Source organism: Imperialibacter sp. (assembly GCF_048007035.1).
In the GTDB taxonomy this organism is placed as follows: Bacteria; Bacteroidota; Bacteroidia; order Cytophagales; family Cyclobacteriaceae; genus Imperialibacter.
In genome coordinates this window covers 2,734,508-2,756,955 of sequence record NZ_CP180355.1, presented here as the reverse complement: position 1 = coordinate 2,756,955, position 22,448 = coordinate 2,734,508, and the positions used below count along the sequence as shown (strand labels likewise).

At 46.0% G+C, this 22,448-nt stretch carries 15 protein-coding genes and 1 riboswitch; of the genes, 13 read left to right on the top strand and 2 right to left on the bottom strand.

Going from position 1 to position 22,448, the window contains the following annotated elements:
* Positions 1–10: 10 nt before the first annotated feature.
* From ACMVP2_RS11825 to ACMVP2_RS11815, 3 genes are all read left to right on the top strand, one after another.
* On the top strand, positions 11–1,465 hold the full coding sequence (locus ACMVP2_RS11825; RefSeq protein WP_416867835.1) for a pyridoxal phosphate-dependent decarboxylase family protein: 1,455 nt from the start codon (positions 11–13) through the stop codon (positions 1,463–1,465).
* A 26-nt stretch (positions 1,466–1,491) separates the two neighbouring features.
* Positions 1,492–1,713, top strand: coding sequence for a UPF0175 family protein (locus tag ACMVP2_RS11820; RefSeq protein ID WP_416867834.1), 222 nt, complete (start codon positions 1,492–1,494; stop codon positions 1,711–1,713).
* A gap of 132 nt (positions 1,714–1,845) precedes the next feature.
* Positions 1,846–2,160 (top strand): DUF3368 domain-containing protein, encoded by a 315-nt coding sequence (locus ACMVP2_RS11815; RefSeq protein WP_416867833.1) that lies wholly within the window; start codon positions 1,846–1,848, stop codon positions 2,158–2,160.
* Here the strand turns inward: ACMVP2_RS11815 and ACMVP2_RS11810 are convergent, their stop codons facing one another.
* Together ACMVP2_RS11810 and ACMVP2_RS11805 are read right to left on the bottom strand one after the other, a co-directional pair.
* Positions 2,161–3,264, bottom strand: coding sequence for a homoserine O-acetyltransferase family protein (locus ACMVP2_RS11810; protein ID WP_416867832.1), 1,104 nt, complete (start codon positions 3,262–3,264; stop codon positions 2,161–2,163). It lies immediately after the preceding gene.
* Between the two features lie 31 nt (positions 3,265–3,295).
* Entirely contained in the window at positions 3,296–4,603 is a 1,308-nt protein-coding gene (locus ACMVP2_RS11805; protein ID WP_152001295.1) for an O-acetylhomoserine aminocarboxypropyltransferase/cysteine synthase family protein, read from the bottom strand.
* A gap of 252 nt (positions 4,604–4,855) precedes the next feature.
* Positions 4,856–4,964: riboswitch (SAM riboswitch) on the bottom strand.
* 208 nt (positions 4,965–5,172) lie between these two features.
* On the opposite strand from ACMVP2_RS11805, the gene tpiA reads away from it, so the two are divergent.
* The 10 genes from tpiA (at position 5,173) to ACMVP2_RS11755 (ending at position 22,298) form a co-directional block, all read left to right on the top strand.
* Positions 5,173–5,937 (top strand): triose-phosphate isomerase, encoded by a 765-nt coding sequence (gene tpiA / locus ACMVP2_RS11800; RefSeq protein ID WP_416867831.1) that lies wholly within the window; start codon positions 5,173–5,175, stop codon positions 5,935–5,937.
* Positions 5,938–6,282: a DUF6150 family protein gene (locus ACMVP2_RS11795; RefSeq protein ID WP_416867830.1), complete on the top strand. Its 345-nt coding sequence runs from the start codon at positions 5,938–5,940 to the stop codon at positions 6,280–6,282.
* Between the two features lie 29 nt (positions 6,283–6,311).
* The gene (gene prmA, locus ACMVP2_RS11790) at positions 6,312–7,151 is read left to right on the top strand and encodes a 50S ribosomal protein L11 methyltransferase (protein ID WP_416867829.1); all 840 of its coding nucleotides are present in this window, start codon (positions 6,312–6,314) and stop codon (positions 7,149–7,151) included.
* A gap of 74 nt (positions 7,152–7,225) precedes the next feature.
* Entirely contained in the window at positions 7,226–11,980 is a 4,755-nt protein-coding gene (locus ACMVP2_RS11785; protein WP_416867828.1) for a hypothetical protein, read from the top strand.
* Between the two features lie 222 nt (positions 11,981–12,202).
* A complete protein-coding gene (locus tag ACMVP2_RS11780) occupies positions 12,203–13,585 on the top strand; it encodes a dipeptidase (RefSeq protein ID WP_416867827.1) in 1,383 nt (460 codons plus the stop codon).
* A gap of 84 nt (positions 13,586–13,669) precedes the next feature.
* The gene (locus tag ACMVP2_RS11775; RefSeq protein ID WP_416867826.1) at positions 13,670–15,697 is read left to right on the top strand and encodes a cytochrome c biogenesis protein CcdA; all 2,028 of its coding nucleotides are present in this window, start codon (positions 13,670–13,672) and stop codon (positions 15,695–15,697) included.
* A gap of 9 nt (positions 15,698–15,706) precedes the next feature.
* Positions 15,707–17,002, top strand: coding sequence for a peptidoglycan DD-metalloendopeptidase family protein (locus ACMVP2_RS11770; protein ID WP_416867825.1), 1,296 nt, complete (start codon positions 15,707–15,709; stop codon positions 17,000–17,002).
* A gap of 81 nt (positions 17,003–17,083) precedes the next feature.
* Positions 17,084–19,375, top strand: a complete 2,292-nt coding sequence (locus ACMVP2_RS11765; protein ID WP_416867824.1) for a patatin-like phospholipase family protein — start codon at positions 17,084–17,086, stop codon at positions 19,373–19,375.
* A 68-nt stretch (positions 19,376–19,443) separates the two neighbouring features.
* Complete coding sequence (locus ACMVP2_RS11760) at positions 19,444–20,178, top strand: OmpA family protein (protein ID WP_339784561.1); 735 nt, start codon at positions 19,444–19,446, stop codon at positions 20,176–20,178.
* Positions 20,179–20,216: 38 nt separating this feature from the next.
* Complete coding sequence (locus ACMVP2_RS11755) at positions 20,217–22,298, top strand: OmpA family protein (protein WP_416867823.1); 2,082 nt, start codon at positions 20,217–20,219, stop codon at positions 22,296–22,298.
* Positions 22,299–22,448 lie beyond the last annotated feature (150 nt).

The window sequence follows — 22,448 nt, the reverse complement described above, 5'->3', positions numbered from 1 at the left end:
TCTACATCAAATGAATCTAGACTTTCAGGAAAAAGAATTCCGGCAATACACCGAGCAAGCGGTATCCATTTACTTCGACTGGTTAAAGCGCCTCCGAGGTTCCAAAATCTATCACAACTATACACCAGCGCAAATTCAGGAGCGATTCAATGAAACGCTGCCAGAGGAAGAAACGCCTGTTGAGTCGCTGCTGGCCAGTGTTGGCTCCGACGTTTTCGAGATGTCGAATTTTAACCCAAGTCCTAATTATTATGGCTACATCACCGGAGGAGGCAATCAGGTTGGCATACTTGCTGAGTTTCTAAAAGCTGGGCTGAACCAAAACAACCTGAAATGGCACAACGCCCCAGCCAACTCAGAAATGGAGAAAATTGTCATCAAATGGCTCTGCCAGTTCATGGGTTATCCTGATGATAGCGCAGGTGTGTTGGTAAGTGGAGGTTCGGAAGGTAACTTCCTGCACCTGGCTGTGATGCGAAAAGTGATGGGGCCTGCTTCTCTTTCTCAGAAGGGCCTTTATGGCCAAAAGCCCATGACGGTCTATGTTTCTAGTCAGGGTCACTCCAGCTTCGACAAGGCCATGGACCTGCTGGGTATGGGCAAAGACTACCTTCGGAAAATCCCTGTAGATGGTCAGTTTCAGGTAAGGGTTGATTTGATGGAAGAAGCCGTTCAGAAAGACCTGAACGAAGGCTTATTGCCCATTGGTGTCATTGGCATTGCGGGCTCCACCAACAACGGCGCCATCGACAAGCTGGATAAACTCGCAGCCCTCGCCAAAAAATATAAATTGTGGTACATGGTAGACGCTGCCTACGGCGGGCCGGCGGCTGGCACCGCTGTTGCTGGCCATCTTTTTAGGGGCATGAGTGAGGCAGATGCAGTTCTTGTGAACCCACACAAATGGCTCTATGTGCCGTTTCAAGTGGCCGCTGTCATTGTCAGAAAAAAAGAGCACCTCAAAAACACTTTCAGCCTGGTGCCCGACTACCTTCGGGGAGGTTTGGAAAAAACGGAGCGAGAAGACCTAATGGATTTGACGCTACAGCTCACCAAAGACTTTAAAGCGCTCAAGGTATGGATGACGTTCAAAGCCTACGGGGCGAAAAAACTGCGACTAGCAATCGAGAATGATATTGCAGTAGTGAGGTATTTCCAGGAGCTAGTGAATGCCTCCGATGATTTCGAAATGCTGGGGCCAGCCAATTTGTCGATAGCTACCTTCCGTTATGTGTCGGAGAACGATGGAATAAAGAGTAACCAGGCAAGAGTTGACGCAGTAAACGAGCGGATACTTGAACTGATTGAAGAAGACGGGCGCATCTTTTTTGCTGGTACCCGTATTAATAACAGACCTGCTTTGCGCATCAACTGCAATAATTACAGAAGAACAAAAGCCGATATTGACTTTTTACTCATGGTACTGAGAGAATTGGGGGAGAAGGCACTGTTGAGATCCGTTTAGTCGATTTTGCATTATATTTGTCTTACATGAAAACAATTACGCTCAATCTTCCGGAAGAAACCGACGAGAAAGAAGTCAAAATGATCGTTGCTTCATCACTCTTCGAAAAAGGGATATTGTCATCTGGCCAGGCTGCCACCTTTGTTGGCATCTCCAAACGAGAATTTATTGAAACCGTTGGCAACTACGGAGTGTCGATTTTCGGAGAAACAGCAGATGACCTGAAGAGGCCGTTTCCCAATGGCTGAGATTATTATCTCCGACACAAGCTGTCTAATTGCTTATCAACGAATTGACAGGCTAGACATCCTTCAAAAGTTATTTCATGAGGTGATCATTACTGAGCAGGTTCTCTCAGAGTTTGGCTATGCTGTACCTGAATGGATAAAGGTCAAATCAGCGCCGCCCCGTTCAGTCATAGCATTCTTGAAACGCTCGATTTGGGAGAAGCAAGTTCAATTTCGCTTGCTCTAAAAACACCTGGTTCAATTCTAATCCTTGACGAGCGGAAAGGAAGGAAAGTTGCCACCGACCTGGGCCTGGAAATTATAGGATCATTAAGAGTCCTCCTCCTCGCAAAAGATAAAAAGATTATTCCAAGTGTGCGTGAGATGGTGGATCAGCTTTCAGAACACAAATTCCGATTTTCCACACACGTCGTCAGGCAGCTTTTGACAGAGGCAGGAGAAGCATAGCTACACCGCCACCATCACCCTCCGGTAAAACTTCTCTATAGAAGCGCCGATGGCTTCCCATTCTATCAGAAATCCATCGTGTCCATAGAGCGAATCGATGATATCCAGCGAGGCATCGTCTACGTGGGAGGCCAAAAAAACCTGCTCATCTATGGGAAACAAAATGTCGGACCTGATGCCAACAAAGTGTGAGTTGGCTTTTATCTGCGAAAGTGCTTTCTCAATGCTGCCTCTGCCTCTGCCTACGTTATGTGAATCCATCGCTTTTGATAGCCTCCAGTAGCTATAGGCATTGAATCGTTTCTTCAGCTTTTCTCCCTGGTACTGCTGATAACTCGACGCCAAATAGTCATCCGTTTTTTCTGTTGTGTCCTCCTCCTGGGTTCTTTGGTAGGTGAGGTAGTGCCTGTAGGAAAGCAGGGCGATTGTTCTGGCGGTCTTCATTCCCTCAAGTCCTGCATCCGGTTTGCTTTCTTTAAAGGTTGCGTCGTTCACAATCGCCATCCTCTGCGACTCGTTGAAAGCAATGCCCCAGGGTGAATGGTGGGCGTTGGTGGAAACACCAATGAGATTTTCAAACACGTCAGGCTCAATAATGGCCCACTCCAGTGCTTGCTGCCCCCCCATAGAGCCGCCAATCAGGGTGTGGACTTTTTCAAAGCCAAGGGATTTTCTCAATTGAATAAAAGCGCCAACTATGTCTCTATTGGTGGGTGTGGGAAAATCGTGAAAGTAAGGTTTGGCTGTTGCGGGATTTTTGTCGAGTGCATTGGTTGAGCCGTAACAACTCCCCAGCATGTTGGCACAGATCACAAAAAACTTCTCGGGATCATACACCTTACCAGGCCCAAACAAACCGGGCCACCACTCTGAAGGATTCGAGTTGCCAGTAAGCGCATGACACACCCACACAACATTGTTCCTTTCGGGGTTTAGTTTACCAAATGTCGTGTAGAGCAAATGGTACTCTGTCAATTCCCGACCGGACTCAAGTTTCAATGGCTGGGTCGATCTGTATAATTCCTCGGTTATTTTCACTAAGTCCTCTTCTTTTGGGTTAAAATTCCTCCCGGCCACTGGATGTATAGCCGGGAGGTAAGTCATCAATTAACCTGTATATATAATTAACTAAAATTTACTTTTTCAGCTGGTCAAAAGCCTGTATCAAGTCAGCTTTAATGTCATCTACATGCTCGGTACCAGCCGACAGTCGCAATAAATTAGGATCGACCCCAGCTTTTAGCTGCTCCTGCTCGCTCAACTGCTGGTGCGTCGTCGACGCCGGGTGAATAATCAGCGTTTTCGAGTCACCCACGTTGGCCAGGTGGCTCACGAGTTTCAGCGAATCAACAAACTTTTCTGCGTTGGCCTTACCTCCTTTGATTTTGAATGACAATACACCACCAAAGCCTCTTTTCAGGTATTTCTTGGCCAATGCGTGGTATTTGCTGCTAGCAAGTCCCGGGTAGTTCACGCTTTCAACCAAGGGATGTTTCTCCAGCCATTGCGCCAACTCAAGGGCGTTCTGCACAGTTCTGTCTAGCCTGAGAGAAAGTGTCTCAATGCCCTGGAGCAGAAGGAAAGAATTGAACGGACTTATGGCCGGCCCAAGGTCACGCAAACCCTCCACCCTGGTTCGGATAGCAAAGGCAATGTTGGGCAGCCCAAGTGGATTTCCTTCACCAAACACTTCCCAGAAGTTCAGGCCATGGTACCCTTCAGATGGCTCCGAAAACTGCTTGAACTTTCCATTGCCCCAGTTGAAGTTTCCTCCGTCAACAATGATTCCTCCGATACTTGTGCCATGACCACCTATCCACTTAGTGGCTGATTCAACCACCACGTTGGCTCCGTGCTCTAGCGGTCGAAACAGGTAGCCACCGGCGCCAAAGGTGTTGTCAACCACCAAAGGAATATTATGCTTCTTCGCTACTGCTGCTATCGCTTCAAAATCGGGAATATTGAATTCCGGATTGCCTATCGTTTCAAGGTAGAGCGCTCTGGTATTTTTGTCGATCAGCTTTTCAAACTCGGCTGGTGAGTCATTTTCTACAAACCTCACGTCAATCCCCAACCTCTTGAAGGCAACTTTGAACTGATTATAAGTGCCTCCGTACAAGTGGTTGGTAGATACCAGGTTTTGGCCTGCTTCCAAAATGTTGTGCAAGGCCAAAAGCTGTGCGGCCTGGCCCGATGCTGTTGCCACTGCAGCAACACCACCTTCCAGGGCCGCTATTCTCTTCTCGAAAACATCCGTTGTCGGATTCATGATCCGTGTGTAGATGTTCCCAAATTCTTTCAGGGCAAACAGGTTGGCACCATGCTCAGAGTTTTTGAATGTATAGGAGGTGGTTTGGTAAATAGGCACCGCCCTCGACTGTGTGGCTGAATCTACTTCCTGACCTGCATGTAATTGCAGTGTTTCAAATCTTAATTGTGACATATTATAAGGTGTTTTTAAATTGAAGTTGAATTAAAAAATTGCCTGTAACGGGTTGGCTCCCTGGCCAATAGTCCGTCGTTTGCTGCTAAGCGACAAAGGCAAAAGCGCCTAGCAGCACATACAGCAACAACAGCAGGCAAAAGCCGCCCTGAATGAAAAATTTAATACATGAAATGTGTGAGCCGATGACCGGCCGTGCGATGAGATAGCGCTTGTCGCTAGAAGAGATTCCTGATTTTTCATTTTGCTCTCAATTTATATTCTCCGCCAACCGACGGATCAGGATTTAGCACCTTACCACCTTGAGTGGCCGGTTGCTAGCGCTTCATAGAGCCTGTCTCTCCACGCTTCTTTATAAATCAATTGCTAAGAATTGACTTGAAGGCACAAACGTAGATATGCCGAATTATGTTTCCAAACATTTTGTGGAAAATTTCCTCAGTGCCGATTTTGTAGGTATTACCTCGAAAATGAAGCATTTTATTTTGTGCTCTCCTGACAATTAACTCAAATGCGGTCTTCTAAATATTCATATTCAGCTATATTTGGGGCCGATTAAAATGAAAATCATGAGAAAGAAGATTGTAGCAGGAAACTGGAAAATGAATAAGAACCTGGAAGAAGGACATCAGCTAACTTCCGAGGTGGTTAACATGGTGAAGGATGAAGTGACCAGCGACGTGCAGGTGGTTTTATGTACCCCTTTTATTCATTTAAACTCTATCAGCAAACTTTTAGCAGGAAGTAAAAACGTAATGCTTGGTGCGCAAAACTGCAGCGAACATGCGTCAGGTGCTTACACAGGCGAAACGTCAGTTTCGATGCTCAAGTCTGTCGGCACTCAGTTTGTCATCATAGGCCACAGCGAGCGAAGAGAATACTTTGGAGAAACAGATGCTCTTTTTGCAAAAAAGGTTGATGCGGTGCTGGCAGCTGGTATGACGCCTATTTACTGCTGTGGAGAGAAGCTGGAAGTGCGTGAAGCCAACGATCATATTAAGTTGGTCACTGCGCAGGTATCTGAAGCGCTTTTTCACCTGTCAGCAGACGCTCTTCAAAAAGTAGTGATTGCCTATGAGCCTGTTTGGGCTATCGGAACCGGTAAAACAGCCTCCTCTGCACAAGCGCAGGAAATGCATGCTGAAATCAGAGCCCATCTGGCTGGAAAATATGGCAAGAATGTTGCCGAAGAGATCACTATACAATACGGAGGCAGTTTGAAGCCCGACAATGCAGTGGAAATTTTTGCCCAGCCCGACGTGGACGGCGGGCTGATCGGCGGCGCTTCACTAAAGTCACGTGACTTCGTCGACATTGTAAAAGCAATGAAGTAAATGAACATTTTCGTTTTCCTCGGTTTAATTGGTCTAAGCCTTTCTTCTGTTGACGAACCAATGGTTGCCGCAGATCAGGATTTCTGTGGTGTTTATGGTGCCATATACGTGGAAACAGATCGAAGAAGGGCTGACTACCTGGTTTTTGAAGATGAAAACGAAGCTTTTGCCGACATGCTGATTTTCAAAGAAAGCAGCAGGGTTTTCGCCGACAGACAGGGGATTTGGTACTTCACCAAAAACCGGGGCATGGCCGACTTCACGATATATTATGTCAAAGAAAAAGGCCAGCAACACTTTTCTGTTAATTTCACTGACACCGAATCATTTGCCGGCTGCAGATAGGCAGTTAACCACCCTAATCCAGGTCAACTATGGACTTTATCGAATTGCAAATTAAGACCTCCAGGGATCTTGCAGATATCCTCATAGCCGAGCTGGGAGAAATTGGCTTTGACACCTTTGAGGAAACTGACGAGGGGTTTAATGCCTACATTTTGGAAGGGAGCTTCAAAGAGGCTGACGTCAAAGAAATTATCCAGAAGTATTCTTTCCTTGGCATCGCCAGCTACGAAAAAGTAAAGATTCCAAAGGAAAATTGGAACCAAAGCTGGGAAACAAACTACCACCCCATCGAAATCCCTGGCCGCTGCAGGGTCAGAGCCTCTTTTCATAAACCCGACCCATCTTTTCCGTTGGAAATAGTCATCAACCCAAAAATGTCGTTCGGCACAGGGCACCATTCCACCACCTATCTCATGATGGAACTACTGCTTGATAGTGATTTGCAGGGAAAGTCAGTGTTTGATTTTGGTACTGGCACCGGCATATTGGCCATTTTGGCTGCTAAACTTGGCGCAGCGCACATCGATGCCAGCGACATCGATGAGTGGTGCATAGAAAACGGCATGGAAAACATCGCCATCAACGATTGCAGTAATATCAAAATCCAGCTAGGCACTGTAAAGGAAGTGAAAAAAAACCCTTCTTACGACCTGGCCATCGCCAATATCAATCGAAATGTGTTGCTGGAAGAAATGCCGGACTATGCCGCTGTGCTTCCGGAAGGCAGCAAGCTGTACCTAAGCGGCTTCTACGAAACTGACCTACCAGTAATTGAGGAAAAAGCCTCGTCACTTGGCTTTCGCAAGACCACCCATAGGGTGCGAGAGAAGTGGGTGGCTGCTGCTTTCGAAAAAAAGGCGGTCGAATAGATAGTAACAGGCCCTCATTTTTCGTTACCTTTGAAGTTATGCAGGTGTTTTTAAGGGAACGGTTATCTCTCAAAATGAGATTCTTAGCAATATTGCTATTGCTGTCCTCACATCTATGGGCTCAACAGTTTACCTTTTCCACTGACCCCAACACATTCGGGCAAGATTTATCAAACGGCATAAGACAAATTGACAATGAAGGTGCGGCCAAGATCGCCGCTGACTTTGTCACCGTGTGGAATTCGGGTCAGATCAATGCCGACCAGAAGAAAATCATTATCGACATTGCCGTCAAAATGCGGGATCGGAGAATGCGCACCTACCCATATTTCGAGTTCTTCGGTGCCTACATAGCCTACGCCATTCAAAAGGAAAATATCAGCTCCACCGAGCTCACAAATCTTCTCAAGATCAATAACCAGGTAGTCGACACCTACCGCAACAAGGAGTACAGCGAGTTTTTGCTCATGCTCAATCAATTTTTTGCCCGAAGGGCTTTGTACTACACCAAATACTTCAAACTATATGCCGAGGGAGGCACTTATGGTTTTGAATTGGACGAGGCGGAACCAGCTTATGTATTGCCGGCTGAGGAGCCCCCGATCGAAGAGGAAATTTCGGCAGATAGCGGCTGGGGAACCGCCGACAGCAGCAACGATGGTTGGGGCACACCGGCTAATAGCGGATGGGGCAATGACTCAGGATGGGGCAACGACCCGGTAGCGGAGCCTGCGCCAGTGGCTGATGCTTTTGTGGCCGAAGTGGTTAGTCAAGCACTACTCCCGGAAGTGAGCGGCCCCGTGATAAAGCTCAACAATGTGAACTTCAGGTTAGTAACACCCTATGACTCCGTCGGCATCCAAAACACGTCGGGCTCGGTTGTCATCCACGACAAAGTGTTTGTGGGCAGCGGGGGTAAGTTTAACTGGCCCGGCGAAGCAAATGGTGCCGAAGCCGCCTCTGTTACCTTTACTGATTACAGCTTTGAAATCACTAAACCAAGAATAAGTGCGGAGAAGGTCAGCCTCAGCTTCCCTGCCTGGTTTGATGGAGAAGCAGAGGGAATTTTCGACTTTAAGAGCTATCAGAGAACAGACAAAGAGGAGCTGTATTTTCCTCAGTTTACTTCCTACTATGCCGACATCACTTTAAAACTTAAAGCCCCAAATGCTACATATACCGGGGGATTTTCCATCATAGGGAACAAATTTTACGGCACCTCCGCTCTCAAGCGACAGTCTGTGCTCAACATCAGAGACGACTTCGGTCGTTCTTTCACAGCAAGGGGCATCAAGTACGCCTTTGAAGACTCCCTGATAACGTCGGATAAGGCGATGGTCACCATTTACCACAACGGTGATTCGATCTTCCACCCACAGAATAAACTGGTTTTTGACGAGGGCAAAAACCTGCTCACCTTATACAGAGATCAGAATAAATTCAAAGGCACTCCCTATTCGTCTTCGTTTTTCCTGATGGACTTCAGCGCCGATAAAATCAGCTGGGATTTGGAAACCGACAGCCTCGATATCTCTATTATGAATGCCCGAAACCGTATTCCTGCGGTTTTCGAGTCTAAAGACTATTTTAGTGAAAAGCGGTTCTCAATGTACCCGGGCTTGTTTGGCTATCACCCTATCATGGCTGTGGTGCGGTATGCCAGGAATTCAGGAGCAAGTGAGTTTTACCTCCGCGACATGACAACGGCCTATAAGCTTGACTACAACCAGGCACTGGCAGCAATGAATTTCCTTTACCAAAATGGCTTCATCAATTTCCAGGTTGAAACGGGCTTCATAAAGGTGAAGGACAAGTCTTTTCACTATATTCTGGCTAATCAGAATAAGAAAGACTACGATAATCTAATCGTACCTTCTCTTACTGAGCGGTATCCAAACGGTACCCTCAATTTTGGCACCAAAGAGCTCACTGTTAGAGGCGTTGACAGGGTATATATCACTACTGACCTGAAGGTTTACATGGAGCCAGACAGTGGCGTGGTAAAAATTCTCGAGGGTAGAGATTTATTGTTTAATGGAATGGTGAATGCCGGAGATTTCGTTTACAAAGGAAAGGACTTTCAGTTTCAGTATGCCGACAACCTCTTTGCCATGCCGACTATTGACTCTATCAGGATTCAGATTCCGGTGCCTGACTCACTCAAGGTTGAAGGTGGTGAAGAAAAGACAGCCTTGCACAACCACCTCGAACTTACCTCCGGAACCCTCTTTGTAGAAAGCCCCGATAACAAGTCAGGAAAAAAGCAAAACCTTCAGTACCCTTACTTTACTTCAGATTCCGAGGCTGTTGTTTTCTTCGACTCTAAGGAGATTCTTAAAGGGGCTTATAACAAAACAGTTAGGTTTGTGATACCGCCATTCGAAATAGACAGCTCCAACAGAAGTGATGGAGCAAGTATAAGTTTTGAGGGCACCTTCCATGCTGGAGACATCCTGGAGCCGTTTGAAGAGAAGCTTGTTATTCAACCTGATAAGTCGCTGGGCTTCGAACATAAAATACCTGAGAGCGGCTATAAGCTGTATGGGGGCACTGGAACACTCTACAACAGCCTAAGCCTGAGCTACCGGGGCTTGAGGTCAAATGGAAAGATTGACTACTTAACGACTACCGTATACTCCAACGACTTTATTTTCTATTTGGATTCTACCTCAGCCATCGCTCAAAGTGGCGAAATCAGGCCAGGAAACCTAGGGTCAGCGTCCTTCCCACAAGGTATAATGGGAGCCCTGAGAATGAAATGGCTGCCCAAAAAAGACAGCATGTTTCTCAAAAACATCGGTGACCCCATTGAGCTGTATAATGGCACGGCCAAGCTTCAGGGGGCTGCGAACATTACTGCCAAAGGGGCCTTTGGGCTTGGCACGCTGGAGACCCGTGGTTCCAGGGTAAAGTCGAAGCAGTTTAGTTTTTCGGAAACAAAGTTCAGCGCCCGCCATGGAGCGTTTGAAATTTTGACTGACAACCCGGATAAACCAGCCATGGCCGGGGAGGACATTGCGTTAAATTTTGACCTTGAAGCAAACGTGGCAGACGTTCACCCTGAAAAGGCAGGTGTAGCGGCCATAGGCTTCCCTTATGCACAAATGAAAACGTCGATTACCAACGCCATCTGGAACCTAAACGACCAAAAGATTACGATGAGCAAGCCGGCTAATGTTGCCATCGAAGACTCCTACTTCTACTCAACCCGGCCCGACCTCGATTCGCTGGCGTTTAATGCAACGGCAGGTATCTACGATATCAACCGCTACGAGTTGAACCTGCAGGGCATTCCGTACATCACAGTGGCGGATGCGGAAATCACGCCGGAAAACGAAGAGATTACGATCCTTGAGAACTCAACACTTCAGGAGCTTAAAAATGCTATTGTCAGGATTGACACTGCCAATCGTTACCATACCCTGACCAACGGACTCATCACCATTGTCGACAGAAATAAATTCACTGGCAGCGCACTGTATCAGCTCGTCAATGCGGCGCAGGACACTTTTACGATCAAGTTCAATCAATTTGAGCTTCAGAATGTGCCTATAGCCAAGAACAGGTTCAAAACGATGACCGTGTCGGAAGGCGATGTGCTGGAAGACCAGGACTTTGTGATGTCGCCAGGGTTCCTGTACAAAGGTCGGGCAAAAATGTATGCAGACAGGAGGGCGCTTGAACTGATTGGCGGGGTGAAGCTCGACTGGAAAAAAGAACGGGACTCTCAGTGGATCAGCTATACTAACAAAACTGAAAATCCTGAAGTGCTTGTCAACTTTGATGCCTCGACAGCTGAAACTGGCCAGAAACTGGTTGCCGGTCTACACTACGATTCATTTGATGACATTATATACCTGACCTACATTAACGACAAAAACGACCCGGCGGACTTCGATCTTTTTACGCCTCATGGCATCCTTTCTTATAATCTCGAAGGGGATTTCTACAAAATAGAAGATAAAGCCAAGTCAGACGGGAATTCCTACGCTGGTAGCACATTCATATACTCCGAAAACACCAACAGCGTCATTTTTGAGGGCCCTATGACCTTTATAAAGAACAGCCCGGATTTTACATTGAGGGCATCTGCAAAAGGGATTGGCCGACTCGACTCCTCTTACTTCAAAATGACGGCTTTTTTAACGGCCGATTTCAAAATCAGCCCTGCCGCAACCGACGTGATGACAAAGGATCTGGTTGACATTATTGAGCGCATCGGGGCCCCACAAGCAAATAACATACAGGGTGACTTGGTTTATCTCCTCGCCAATCTCACCAGTGATCAAATTGCCAAGAGCTATGAAAACAACTCTTTGAAAAATTACGTGCCGTTGGTATCTACTTCACCAGAGCTTCAAAAGGCACTGTCACTCTCGGAGGTAAACCTGCAGTGGAATGCTACGCACAAGGCCTGGTACAACGATGGCAAGATTGGCATTTCAAACATTTTCAGAAACGACATAAATGCTGAGGCAGATGGCTTTGTTGAAATCAAGAGAGATCCCCTCGGAGACATTGTAAATATTTTCATCATGTTTTCGGAAGCCACCTGGTACCACTTCAGGTTCGACCAAAACAGGCTCCTCATTCTCTCTTCCAATCAGAAATTTAATGAGGCCATAAGAGGTTCGTCCACGTTAGAAAAAGCTGGGCTTGGTGCTTTTGCTCTTGGGCTTGGGGAAGAGGCTGAAACGATGACTTTCATCAACAACTTCCGCAAAAACTATTACAACATCGACAAGCCGTTCAAATTACAGTTCGCTACAGACCCTGCCTTTGGGAAGGACAGCTTCGATACAATAGAAAAAGACAAAGACGGCTTCTAATCCCGCAACTGTCAGGATAAGCAAGCCTTTCCCTAAAGTTAGACGGGGAGTGCTCCTTTTTACCATCCCGCCATGGACAAATACCATTGATACATAGCAGATTTGCCTTTGCAACGTCTTGGTAATATTCCTTACTTTTACCCGATAAAACCACGGGTGCTTCTTTCCGAAGAAATACAGGATAGCATCCGGGGAGACATTAGCCTGATAAATTAGAATTTCATGAGTGTTAAAACCAAGATTCCGTACATCGAGCAAAACCAGCAACGGTTTTTAGATGAGCTTTTTGAACTGTTGAGAATTCCATCGGTGAGTGCCGACAAGAAGTTCAGGGACGATGTAAAAAAAGCGGCGGAGTTTATAAAAACGAAGCTAATTGAAGCCGGTGTCGATAAAGCTGAAATCTGCCCTACAGCTGGCCATCCCATTGTTTATGGAGAAAAAATAATTGACCCCTCACTTCCAACTGTTCTTGTATACGGACACTACGACGTGCAGCCTGCCGACCCGTACGAGCTTTGGGAAACACCTCCGTTTGAACCTACCATCAGAAACGAGAAAATCTATGCCAGGGGGTCTGCCGACGACAAAGGCCAAATGTATATGCACATTAAGGCTTTTGAAACGATGATGCAAACCGATTCACTCACCTGCAATGTAAAGTTCATGATTGAAGGTGAGGAAGAGGTGGGCTCTAACAACCTTGGCATTTTCACTGAAGCCAACAAAGAGAAGCTGAAGGCTGACATGATCATGATTTCTGACACAGGCATCATCAGCAATGAACATCCTTCAATCACAGTGGGATTGCGTGGCCTCACCTACGTGGAGGTAGAAGTGACAGGGCCCAACAGAGACCTTCATTCCGGCATGTACGGTGGCGCTGTAGAAAATCCCATCAACGTGCTCTGTGAGATGATCCATAAAATGAAGGATAAAAATGGTCACATCACTATTCCCGGGTTTTACGACAAAGTCGTTGAGTTATCAAAAGCAGACCGGGAGGCAATGGCGAAGCAGCCCTTTTCGCTCGAAAAATATAAGAAAGACCTCGACATAGCTGACGTATTTGGAGAAAAAGGCTTCTCCACAATAGAAAGGACAGGGATTCGGCCGACCTTCGACGTCAACGGCATTTGGGGTGGATACATTGGTGAGGGTGCCAAAACAGTGCTTCCCTCGAAAGCCTACGCCAAAATCAGCATGAGACTGGTGCCAAACCAGAACTCCGATGAAATCACAAAACTGTTTACGGACTATTTTCTGAGCGTGGCCCCTAAAACGGTTAAGGTCAAAGTAACGCCCCACCATGGTGGCGAACCCGCTATGGTATCTACCAAGTCCACGGCCTACCAGGCTGCAGCACTGGCGGTGGAAGAAGCTTGGGGAAAAGCTCCGATCCCCACCCGGGAAGGGGGGAGCATACCGATCGTAGCACTGTTTCAAAAAGTATTAGGCCTCGACTCTTTGCTGATGGGATTTGGGCTTGACGAAGATGCCATCCATTCTCCTAATGAGAGCTATGGTATCTTTAACTACATCAAAGGAATTGAAACCATCACGCTATTTTATAAACACTTTGCCACTTTGAGCAAAGCGAAATAAAACCAAGCAAACAAACTCTCTGCGAAGGGAATACGTTAAGGAGTCAAATTTGGCCCTTTCTCTTTCCGGAAAAAGAAGAAACTGATGAAAAGAATACTACTAGGTCTGTTTGGAATTTTTACCGTTTTTGCCTCCTATGGGCAGGTGCAAAAGCCCATATCGTGGAGTTATGAGCTGAGCAATAATGATCCCAAAGTAGGCGATACCCTTAGCCTCGTTTTCAAAGCTAAAATAGACAACACCTGGTATCTGTATTCGTCAGATTTTGATCCTGATCTTGGCCCCATTGTAGCAGAGTTTGATTTCGTGGGCGATCCTTCTTACGAAGCAATTGATAGTATCAGACCTATTGGGGCGAAAAGAAAATACGATGACTTATGGGAAGGGGAATACACCTATTTTAGAGAGCATGCTGAATTTCGTCAGACCATTCTCGTCAACAGCCTGCCGGTTAACCTTTCAGGCAGCTTTTTCTATCAGGTTTGCACCGATGTAGATGGCAAATGCATCAACTTAGATGAAGACTTCACATACGCCACTTTCTCTGGCAAGATCGAAAAAAACTCTGCCAAGATTAATGAAGGTTCGAACGGAGTGGATCGAACTATCCCTGACAAAATAGACTCCTATGACAATGTATCTCTGTGGGGCTTCATGGTCATTGCTTTTCTTTACGGACTTGCCGCACTCATGACTCCATGTGTGTTTCCAATGATTCCCATGACCGTCACCTTTTTCACTGGGAAAGGAGATAAGAAAAGTGGAAAACGAATGGCCTTGTTTTATGGCTTCAGCATCGTGCTTATTTATACCCTGATCGGTTCTCTTGTTGCTCCGTTTATGGGCCCGGAAATTGCCAACGACCTGGCCACTGGCTGGGTACCCAATATCATCTTCTTTTTGGTCTTCATTGTTTTTGCCCTGTCCTTTCTCGGACTTTTCGAAATCACTTTGCCTCATAAATGGGTGAATAGCATAGATAGAAAAGCTGACAAGGGAGGACTAGTAGGGGTCTTTTTTATGGCTTTTACGTTAGCCGTGGTTTCGTTTTCGTGCACTGGGCCAATTGTCGGAAGTATACTTGTACAATCTGCCGGAGGGATGATTTTAAAACCAATCTTGGGCATGCTAGCATTCTCCATGGCTTTTGCAGTGCCATTTACGTTGTTTGCTTTTTTCCCGAACTGGCTGAGCACATTGCCAAAGTCCGGCGGGTGGCTCAATTCCGTTAAAGTGGTGCTGGGCTTTCTGGAACTCGCTTTGGCTTTTAAATTTTTGAGCATCGCCGACCAGGCCTATCACTGGAATATCCTCGACAGGGAAATCTACCTGGCTATCTGGATTGTGGTGTTTACCTTATTGGGTTTTTATCTGCTGGGCAAAATACAGCTGCCTGGTGACAGCAAAATGGAGAAGCTACCTGTGCCAAGGCTAATTCTTGCAGTAGTTACTTTCACATTCGTGGTATATATGATCCCAGGCATGTTCGGTGCCCCTCTGAAAGCCCTGGCCGGGTATTTACCTCCACAATCCACGATGGACTTTGACTTGCCTGGCATTGTTCGTCAGCAGGGGGCTTCTTCCAATTCAGGCACTGCATCCAACAGCATCTGCGAGCCTCCCAAGTATGCAGACATGCTCCACTTCCCTCATGGTCTCACTGGCTATTTCGACTATGACCAGGCCATTGCCTGCGCACGGGAACAACAGAAGCCGCTTTTTATTGATTTTACCGGACATGGCTGCGTGAACTGTCGGGAAATGGAGGCAAGGGTGTGGTCTGACCCTCAGGTGCTCGAAAGACTAAAAAATGACTTTGTACTAGTGGCGCTTTACGTGGACGAAAAGACCGAGCTGCCCGAATCACAGTGGTATGAGTCGGAATATGATGGTAAAATCAAAAAATCCATTGGGAAGCAAAATGCAGACCTACAGATCACGAGGTTTAACAACAATGCCCAGCCTTTTTACGTGATTTTGGATCCAAACGAGAACCTTTTGGCTGCTCCCAAGGCCTATGACCTCAATATTGCTAACTTTGTAACGTTTCTGGATGAGGCGAGTTCTTCTATGAAGAAGAACAAACCCGTTTTTTCGACCATAAACCCCTGATTCGACCTGATGAAGAAATACGTTCTGGCAGGAACCATCTTAGTAATTATCTCTTGTTTATTTTTCCTCGCATATAAACACCAGCAAGCTACCTACCAACCCGAGTATACCGGTGAAACCGAATTGGTGACGGTAGACACAGTCACCACCGTCTACGAACCCGAAAGACTCTACGGTTTTAATTTGGACTCTTTTAACGTTCACGAGGACATCGTAAAAAGAAACCAGACGCTGTCAGATATTCTCAAGACCTACAATATTGATCCCGCCAAAATTTATGAGGTGGCCACTAGCTCAAGAAAAGTCTTCGATGTAAGAAAAATTGGCTACAGAAAAAACTACACCGTTTTCACCACAAAAGACTCAGCGGCTAGGGTGGTAGCCATGGCTTACGAGCCAGACAAAACCGAATTTGTGGTCTTCCATATGTCCGACTCTGTTTATACAGAACGAGTGCAAAAGGAAAAAGTGCTTCAAGTTCGGGCTATTGCCGCTAAAATCGAGTCTTCGCTCTATGAGACGCTCATCAACGCCAATGTTTCCCCCATGCTGGTTTCGAAGCTGGTTGATATGTACGCCTGGCAAATCGATTTTTTTCATATCGATGCCAATGATTACTTCAAAGTCATATTTGAAGAAGAATTAATCGAAGGCGAGGTGGTAAATATCCCAAGGGTAGTGGGAGCTTATTTCTATCACGCTGGCCGTGATTTTTACTCGGTTTACTACAATCAGGGAGACGGACTGGATTACTTCGATGAGGAGGGAAATAGCCTCCGAAAAGCTTTTCTTAAAGCCCCGGTTAATTTTAGTCGGATAAGCTCAAGGTATTCGGGTAGGCGATTTCATCCCGTGCTGAAAAGGTACAGGTCTCACCTTGGAACAGACTACGTAGCACAAAAAGGCACACCGATTTATACCGTTGGAGACGGTGTCGTTACTGAGGCCACCTACAATTCAGGAAACGGGAACTACGTGAAAATACGACACAACGCCACCTACACCACCCAGTACCTTCACATGAGCAAAATAGCCAGCGGCATGCGGCCTGGCAAGGCTGTGAAGCAGGGTGAAGTTATTGGTTACGTAGGAAGCACTGGTCTGGCTACCGGCCCGCATGTTTGCTTCCGGTTCTGGCGCAACGGTGTTCAGGTCGATCCTTTCTCTGTCGAAATCCCACCTTCTCAGCCGATTGCTGACACGCACAAAGAGGCCTATTTCAAAGAAAGGGACAAAATTCTTTCGGCTATAGACACAATCACGTTCCTAACCGAAAAGCCGGTTCTTAATGCTTCTGTAGATTAATGCGCTCTCCGGGAATGCTTTAATTTGTTAGCTGCAGTTTAGGAAGTATATTCTCGCAAAATTTTTTCAAAACAGACAAATATGAGGAAGCGGCTGACTTTGCTCCTTTCAATGTCATTCATTTACTGTTGCAGCTTTTCCCAAAAAGTGGCGCTTGTATTAAGCGGTGGCGGAGCTAAGGGGCTGGCACATGCCGGAGTAATCAAAGCCCTTGAGGAAAACAATATCCCTATCGACTACATAGTGGGCACGTCCATGGGCAGTATTGTAGGTGGGTTCTATGCCGCAGGATACAGTGCAGACCAGATCATGGAAATAGCTCTTTCTCAGGACATTCAAGATTGGGTAAAGGGAGTGATCAGGGATGACTACAACTACTACTACACCCAGAAAGACCCCGACTCCCGATGGATGTCAGTCGAATTGTCACTTGACTCTTCCTTCACTGCCTCCTTTAATGCCAATATAGCTGAAGATCATGCGCTTAACTTCGCCCTGGCCGAACACCTGGCGCAGGCATCCCGAAAGTCCGTTTACAATTTTGATAGCCTTTTTGTGCCGTTCAGGGCCACTGCGGCTGAGGTATTCACTCAGCAGGCAGTACTGTTGAGTGATGGAAACTTGTCGGATGCACTCAGGGCTTCAATGACCGTCCCCTTCTTTTTCCGCCCTATAAAGTTTGATGGAAAGTATCTTTTCGATGGAGGCATTTATAACAACTTTCCCGTGGACATTGCCATTGAGGAGTTCAAGCCTGACATCATCATTGGCGTCAACGTAGCCTCGAAAGTGTACAAAGAGTACCCCACCAAAGAAGCAGACCACCTTGTAAATGAACAATTGCTCTTTCTTATGCTTGATAAGTCTGACCCAACCAGGCTTGAAGGTAACATCTACATCGAGCCCAATCTGGAGGGACTCAGTTCCACCGACTTTGCCAGAGCCAAAAGTATCACCGATAGCGGCTATGTGGCAGCAATAAGGCAAATGGAGTTCATCAAATCGAAAATAGACCGTCGAGTTGGGGAGGAGGAAGTCACCGCTGCCAGAAGTCTATTCCAATCAGATTTTGTCCCGCTCGACTTCAGTGAGGTGGAGGTAGAGGGGTTTAATTCCAGACAAACAAAATACCTCGACAATCTGCTGGAGAAAAAGAATAAAATTGTTGAGCTGGAAAAGATAAAATCAGGCTATTACAAAATCGTTTCTGAAGATTATTTCAGAAGTATGTATCCTCAAATCACAAAGAGCGAAACTAGCGAGAACTACAAGCTAAAGTTGACAGGCTCACCTTACAGGAAGGTAAAAATGGTTTTGGGGGGAACAATGACCAGCCGAAGCACCTCTAACCTGCTGGTTGGCGCACAATACAAGCGACTTGGCCAGATCTTCACCCACTTCGACGGTGCCGTCAATGCAGGCAGGTTTTACCAATCGGCCAAGGCCAGTGCCAGGCTCTACTTTCCAACGTATATCCCCTTCTACCTGGAGCCTAAATATGTTTTCAACAAGTGGGACTTCATCAATTCTACTGAAATACTTTTGAAAGACAAGGCTCCCACTATAGTCAATCAGGTAGACAGAAATTTCACATTCAACGTCAGCACACCCCTGGGCACTCACCACAAGCTGACATTCAGCCCAGGCTTGTTCTATACCCGAGATAATTTTGCGGCCATACCCGAAGTAAATACAAGCGATGTACTCGATGAGCTACGGTTAAAAGGATTTGCGGGGAAAATAAAGGTGAGCCAGAGCAATCTCAACTTCTATCAGTATCCAACCAAAGGCGAGGCCTTCGAAGCCTCTGTTGGCGGATACCATGGCTCAGAAAAATATTTTCCGGGAAGCACCTCCGAGCTTGCTTACAGAGAGGCCAGCCACTCCTGGCTGACAGCGAAGATTTCCTACGAAAAATACTACAGGTTGCTTAACTGGTATGGCATAGGCTACCAGGCAGTTGGCCATTTTTCAACATTCCCTCTCCTGAGTAGCTACCGGGGAACTCAAATTGCTGGTGGTGGCTATTATCCATTTCAGGACAGCCGCACACTCATTTTGGAAAACTTCAGATCCAATAAGTTTGCCGCTGGCGGTCTAAAACAGATGTTTTTTGTTCGTGACAACCTTCATTTCAGGATGGAGGGGCATTTTTTTGCACCATTGCAATTGCTTGAGAAATTACCAAATGAAACGCCTGCCTATCAGCAGAACACGAGCAAGTTATTTTTCGCTGCGTCAGCAGGAGTGGTCTTTCAAAGCCCAATAGGTCCCATTGCATTCGCCGCTAACTACTATGATGACGAAGAACAAAAATGGGGAGTCCTGTTTCATTTGGGCTACTTACTGTTCAATCAGCGAGCCTTTGATTAATTCAATAATTTTTTTTATTAGCTTCGAAAAAGCTTACTTTTATTGGAAAAATTACTATCGACCTTACCATGAAAATAACACCGGCAGCATATCTTGCCCTGTTTTTTATAGCAAGTGCGTGGCAGCTTAAAGCTAATGCTAGTTTTTTATCAACAGCAGGGTTTTATCAGCAGAAGGATTCCTTAGTTAAAGTATCCGGAAAAGTTGTGGATGATAAAACCGGAGAACCTATTGTCGCCTCTGTTTTCTATGAAAAGCTCCCCTATTATGATGATATGGGATCAAATAAGAGCAAGCAGCAAGATGGCTCCTTTGAGCTATTCCTATTCAATAACACTTCTTATACCATGAAAATTAAGGCAAATGGGTATGATGCTGTTGATAGGGAATTCAAGGTTGCACTGCAGGCAGGCGATTCTGCCTTTAATTTGGAGTTCCGCCTTACCCCTGACAGGGCAAATCAAATGATTACTCTCGAAAATCTTATTTTTGAAAGAGGCAGATCAAAGATCAGTTCAAGCTCCTTTGAAGAGTTGGATCGCTTAGTGGACTGGCTCAACGAGCGGCCCAACATGGTTATTCAGCTTGAAGGCCACACCGACTTTGAGGGTAGCGATGCTGCTAATATGGAGCTTTCGTTGGAAAGAGTAAATGCTGTAAAAGATTATCTAATTTCTAAAAACATAAAAAAGAACAGAGTGCAAACAAAGGCTTTCGGGGGCACTCAACCACTTACGCTTGAAAGAACTGATGAAGATAAACGAAGGAATCGCCGTGTTGAGGTACGAGTCATTCGAGAATAATTTATCCCTAATCCTAAACCTTATTGAATCGGCTTGATATGAAAAGAATTCTACTAGTATTATGTTCTTTTGCAATTGGCATAAACCTGAAAGCACAGGAATCTGTTAGTTGGGCCAGTAGAGTCATTGAAGTTTCGTCAGAGATGTCCCCACTGGAATACTCAGCAATGCAGGTGCTTCACAAGCCCAATGTGTTGCCCAATGGAGGCGATAACCCCAATGCCTGGACCCCAAACAAGGCCGACAGAACTGAATTTATCACTGTAGCTTTCGAGAAGCCCATAAGAGCACAGCAAATTGCTATTGCAGAGTCGCAAAATCCGGGTGCCATTTCACAGGTATATGCCTACGATGCGTCGTTCAACGAGTTTTTGTTGTTTGAATTGACGCCAAGAGCCATTCCTATCGAGAGCAGGCTGCTAAACCTTTTCTTCGAAAGAACGAGTTATGAAATTGCGGGCATCAGACTAGTAATTGATGGTCGTTCTATTAAAGGGCCTAATAGTATTGACGCCATCGGAATAAGCGACTCAAACATCCCCATTACAGTATTGGTCAACATTGCTCAGAATGTAAACCAAAACCTGGAAACGGTTGAGAAACTGGGAGAAAACGTAAACAGCACCTACGTAGAACATAGTCCTATTATATCCCCTGATGGAAAATACCTCTTTTTTAGCCGTCAATACCACCCTCAAAACGTTGGAGGCGTGGATGATGCTGAAGACATCTGGTATTCGGAATGGAATGAGGAAAAGCAAGAATGGAATATTGCTAAGAATGCAGGCCCTCCGTTAAATACAAAAGGCCCAAACTTTGTTTCTTCAATTACTCAGGAAAATGGAGAGATGATACTGTTATTGGGCAACCAATATGGTAAAAAAGGAAAAATGTTTGCCGGCGCTTCAATGAGCAAGCTTGTCAATGGTGAATGGGCTGAACCTGAAAACATCGAGATTGAGAATGACTACAACTACAATTCCAGAGTAGACTATTCGCTTTCAGCAGACGGTAAAGCAATGGTTATCTCATCAGAGAGGGACGACACCTACGGCGGGCGAGATCTCTATGTCTCATTCAAAAAAGGGAATGGCACCTGGTCAGAGCCCAAGAACCTTGGTGGTGATATCAACAACGCTTCAGATGAGCAGGCCCCTTTCCTCACCAACGACAATAAAACACTCTACTTCTCTACAAAAGGCATAAGTGGATACGGTGGTGCCGACATCTTTGTAACTACAAGGCTGGATGACACATGGCAAAACTGGTCGGAGCCCGAAAACCTTGGTGCGGGTATTAACACGGCAAGTGACGATATCTATTTCAATATGCCCACTTCAGGCAAGCACGCCTATTTCTCCAGAGGGGCTGAAAATGAGGATACTGATATTTACAGGTTCGAAATTCAGGAGTTTTTCATCGAGTCCGACAAACTTTTGGCTACCTCTGAGTTAGACGGTGTTAAGAATAAGAACCTCAAGATTAACCCACGGGACGTTGTCATTGCTCTGAACGGTAGGGTGCTTGACGAAAAAACCCAAAAGCCAGTTATTGCCACCATCATGATAGAAAGGCTTCCTGACGGCGTCGACATCGGTGCAGTAAGGACCAATCCTGAAACAGGTGAGTTTCACTTTAGCCTAAGGGGCGGTGCCCACTATGGTGTAATTACTGAGGCTGCCGGTTATATTTCTCTCGATAGAAACCTTGACCTTAATCAGCCAAACCCTGAAGAAAAAACAAGGCAACTTGATCTTTATATGGTTAAGCTGGAAAAAGGTGCGGAAATATCGTTCAACAACATCTTTTTCGATCTTGAAAAATACGAGCTGAAGACCGCTTCTTACCCCGAGCTCGAACGAGTAAAAGAAATGCTTGAAGCACAAAAAATAGGAAAGATTGAAATTTCCGGACACACCGACACCTCAGGCCCGGAAGATTACAATCAGCGACTATCCGAACTTCGTGCCAGGGCGGTTTATAATTACTTTATAAACAATGGCATTGATAAGGCACGGTTGACGGTTATAGGCTATGGTGAAACGAAGCCCAAAGTACCCAACGACACGAGAGAGAACCGTGAGAAGAACAGAAGGGTAGAGTTTAAGATCATGGAGTAAATCAGTTTTTTGCCCGACTTTAAAAAAATCAGAAATGCCCGGCTTCGTCCGGGCATTTTTATTTAACACCTCCCGCAAACTCTGGCGAAAGCCGCAATGGTGAAAAACATCTTTGCTGGGATCCAGTCTGAAGTCTGCCTCTCCACAAAC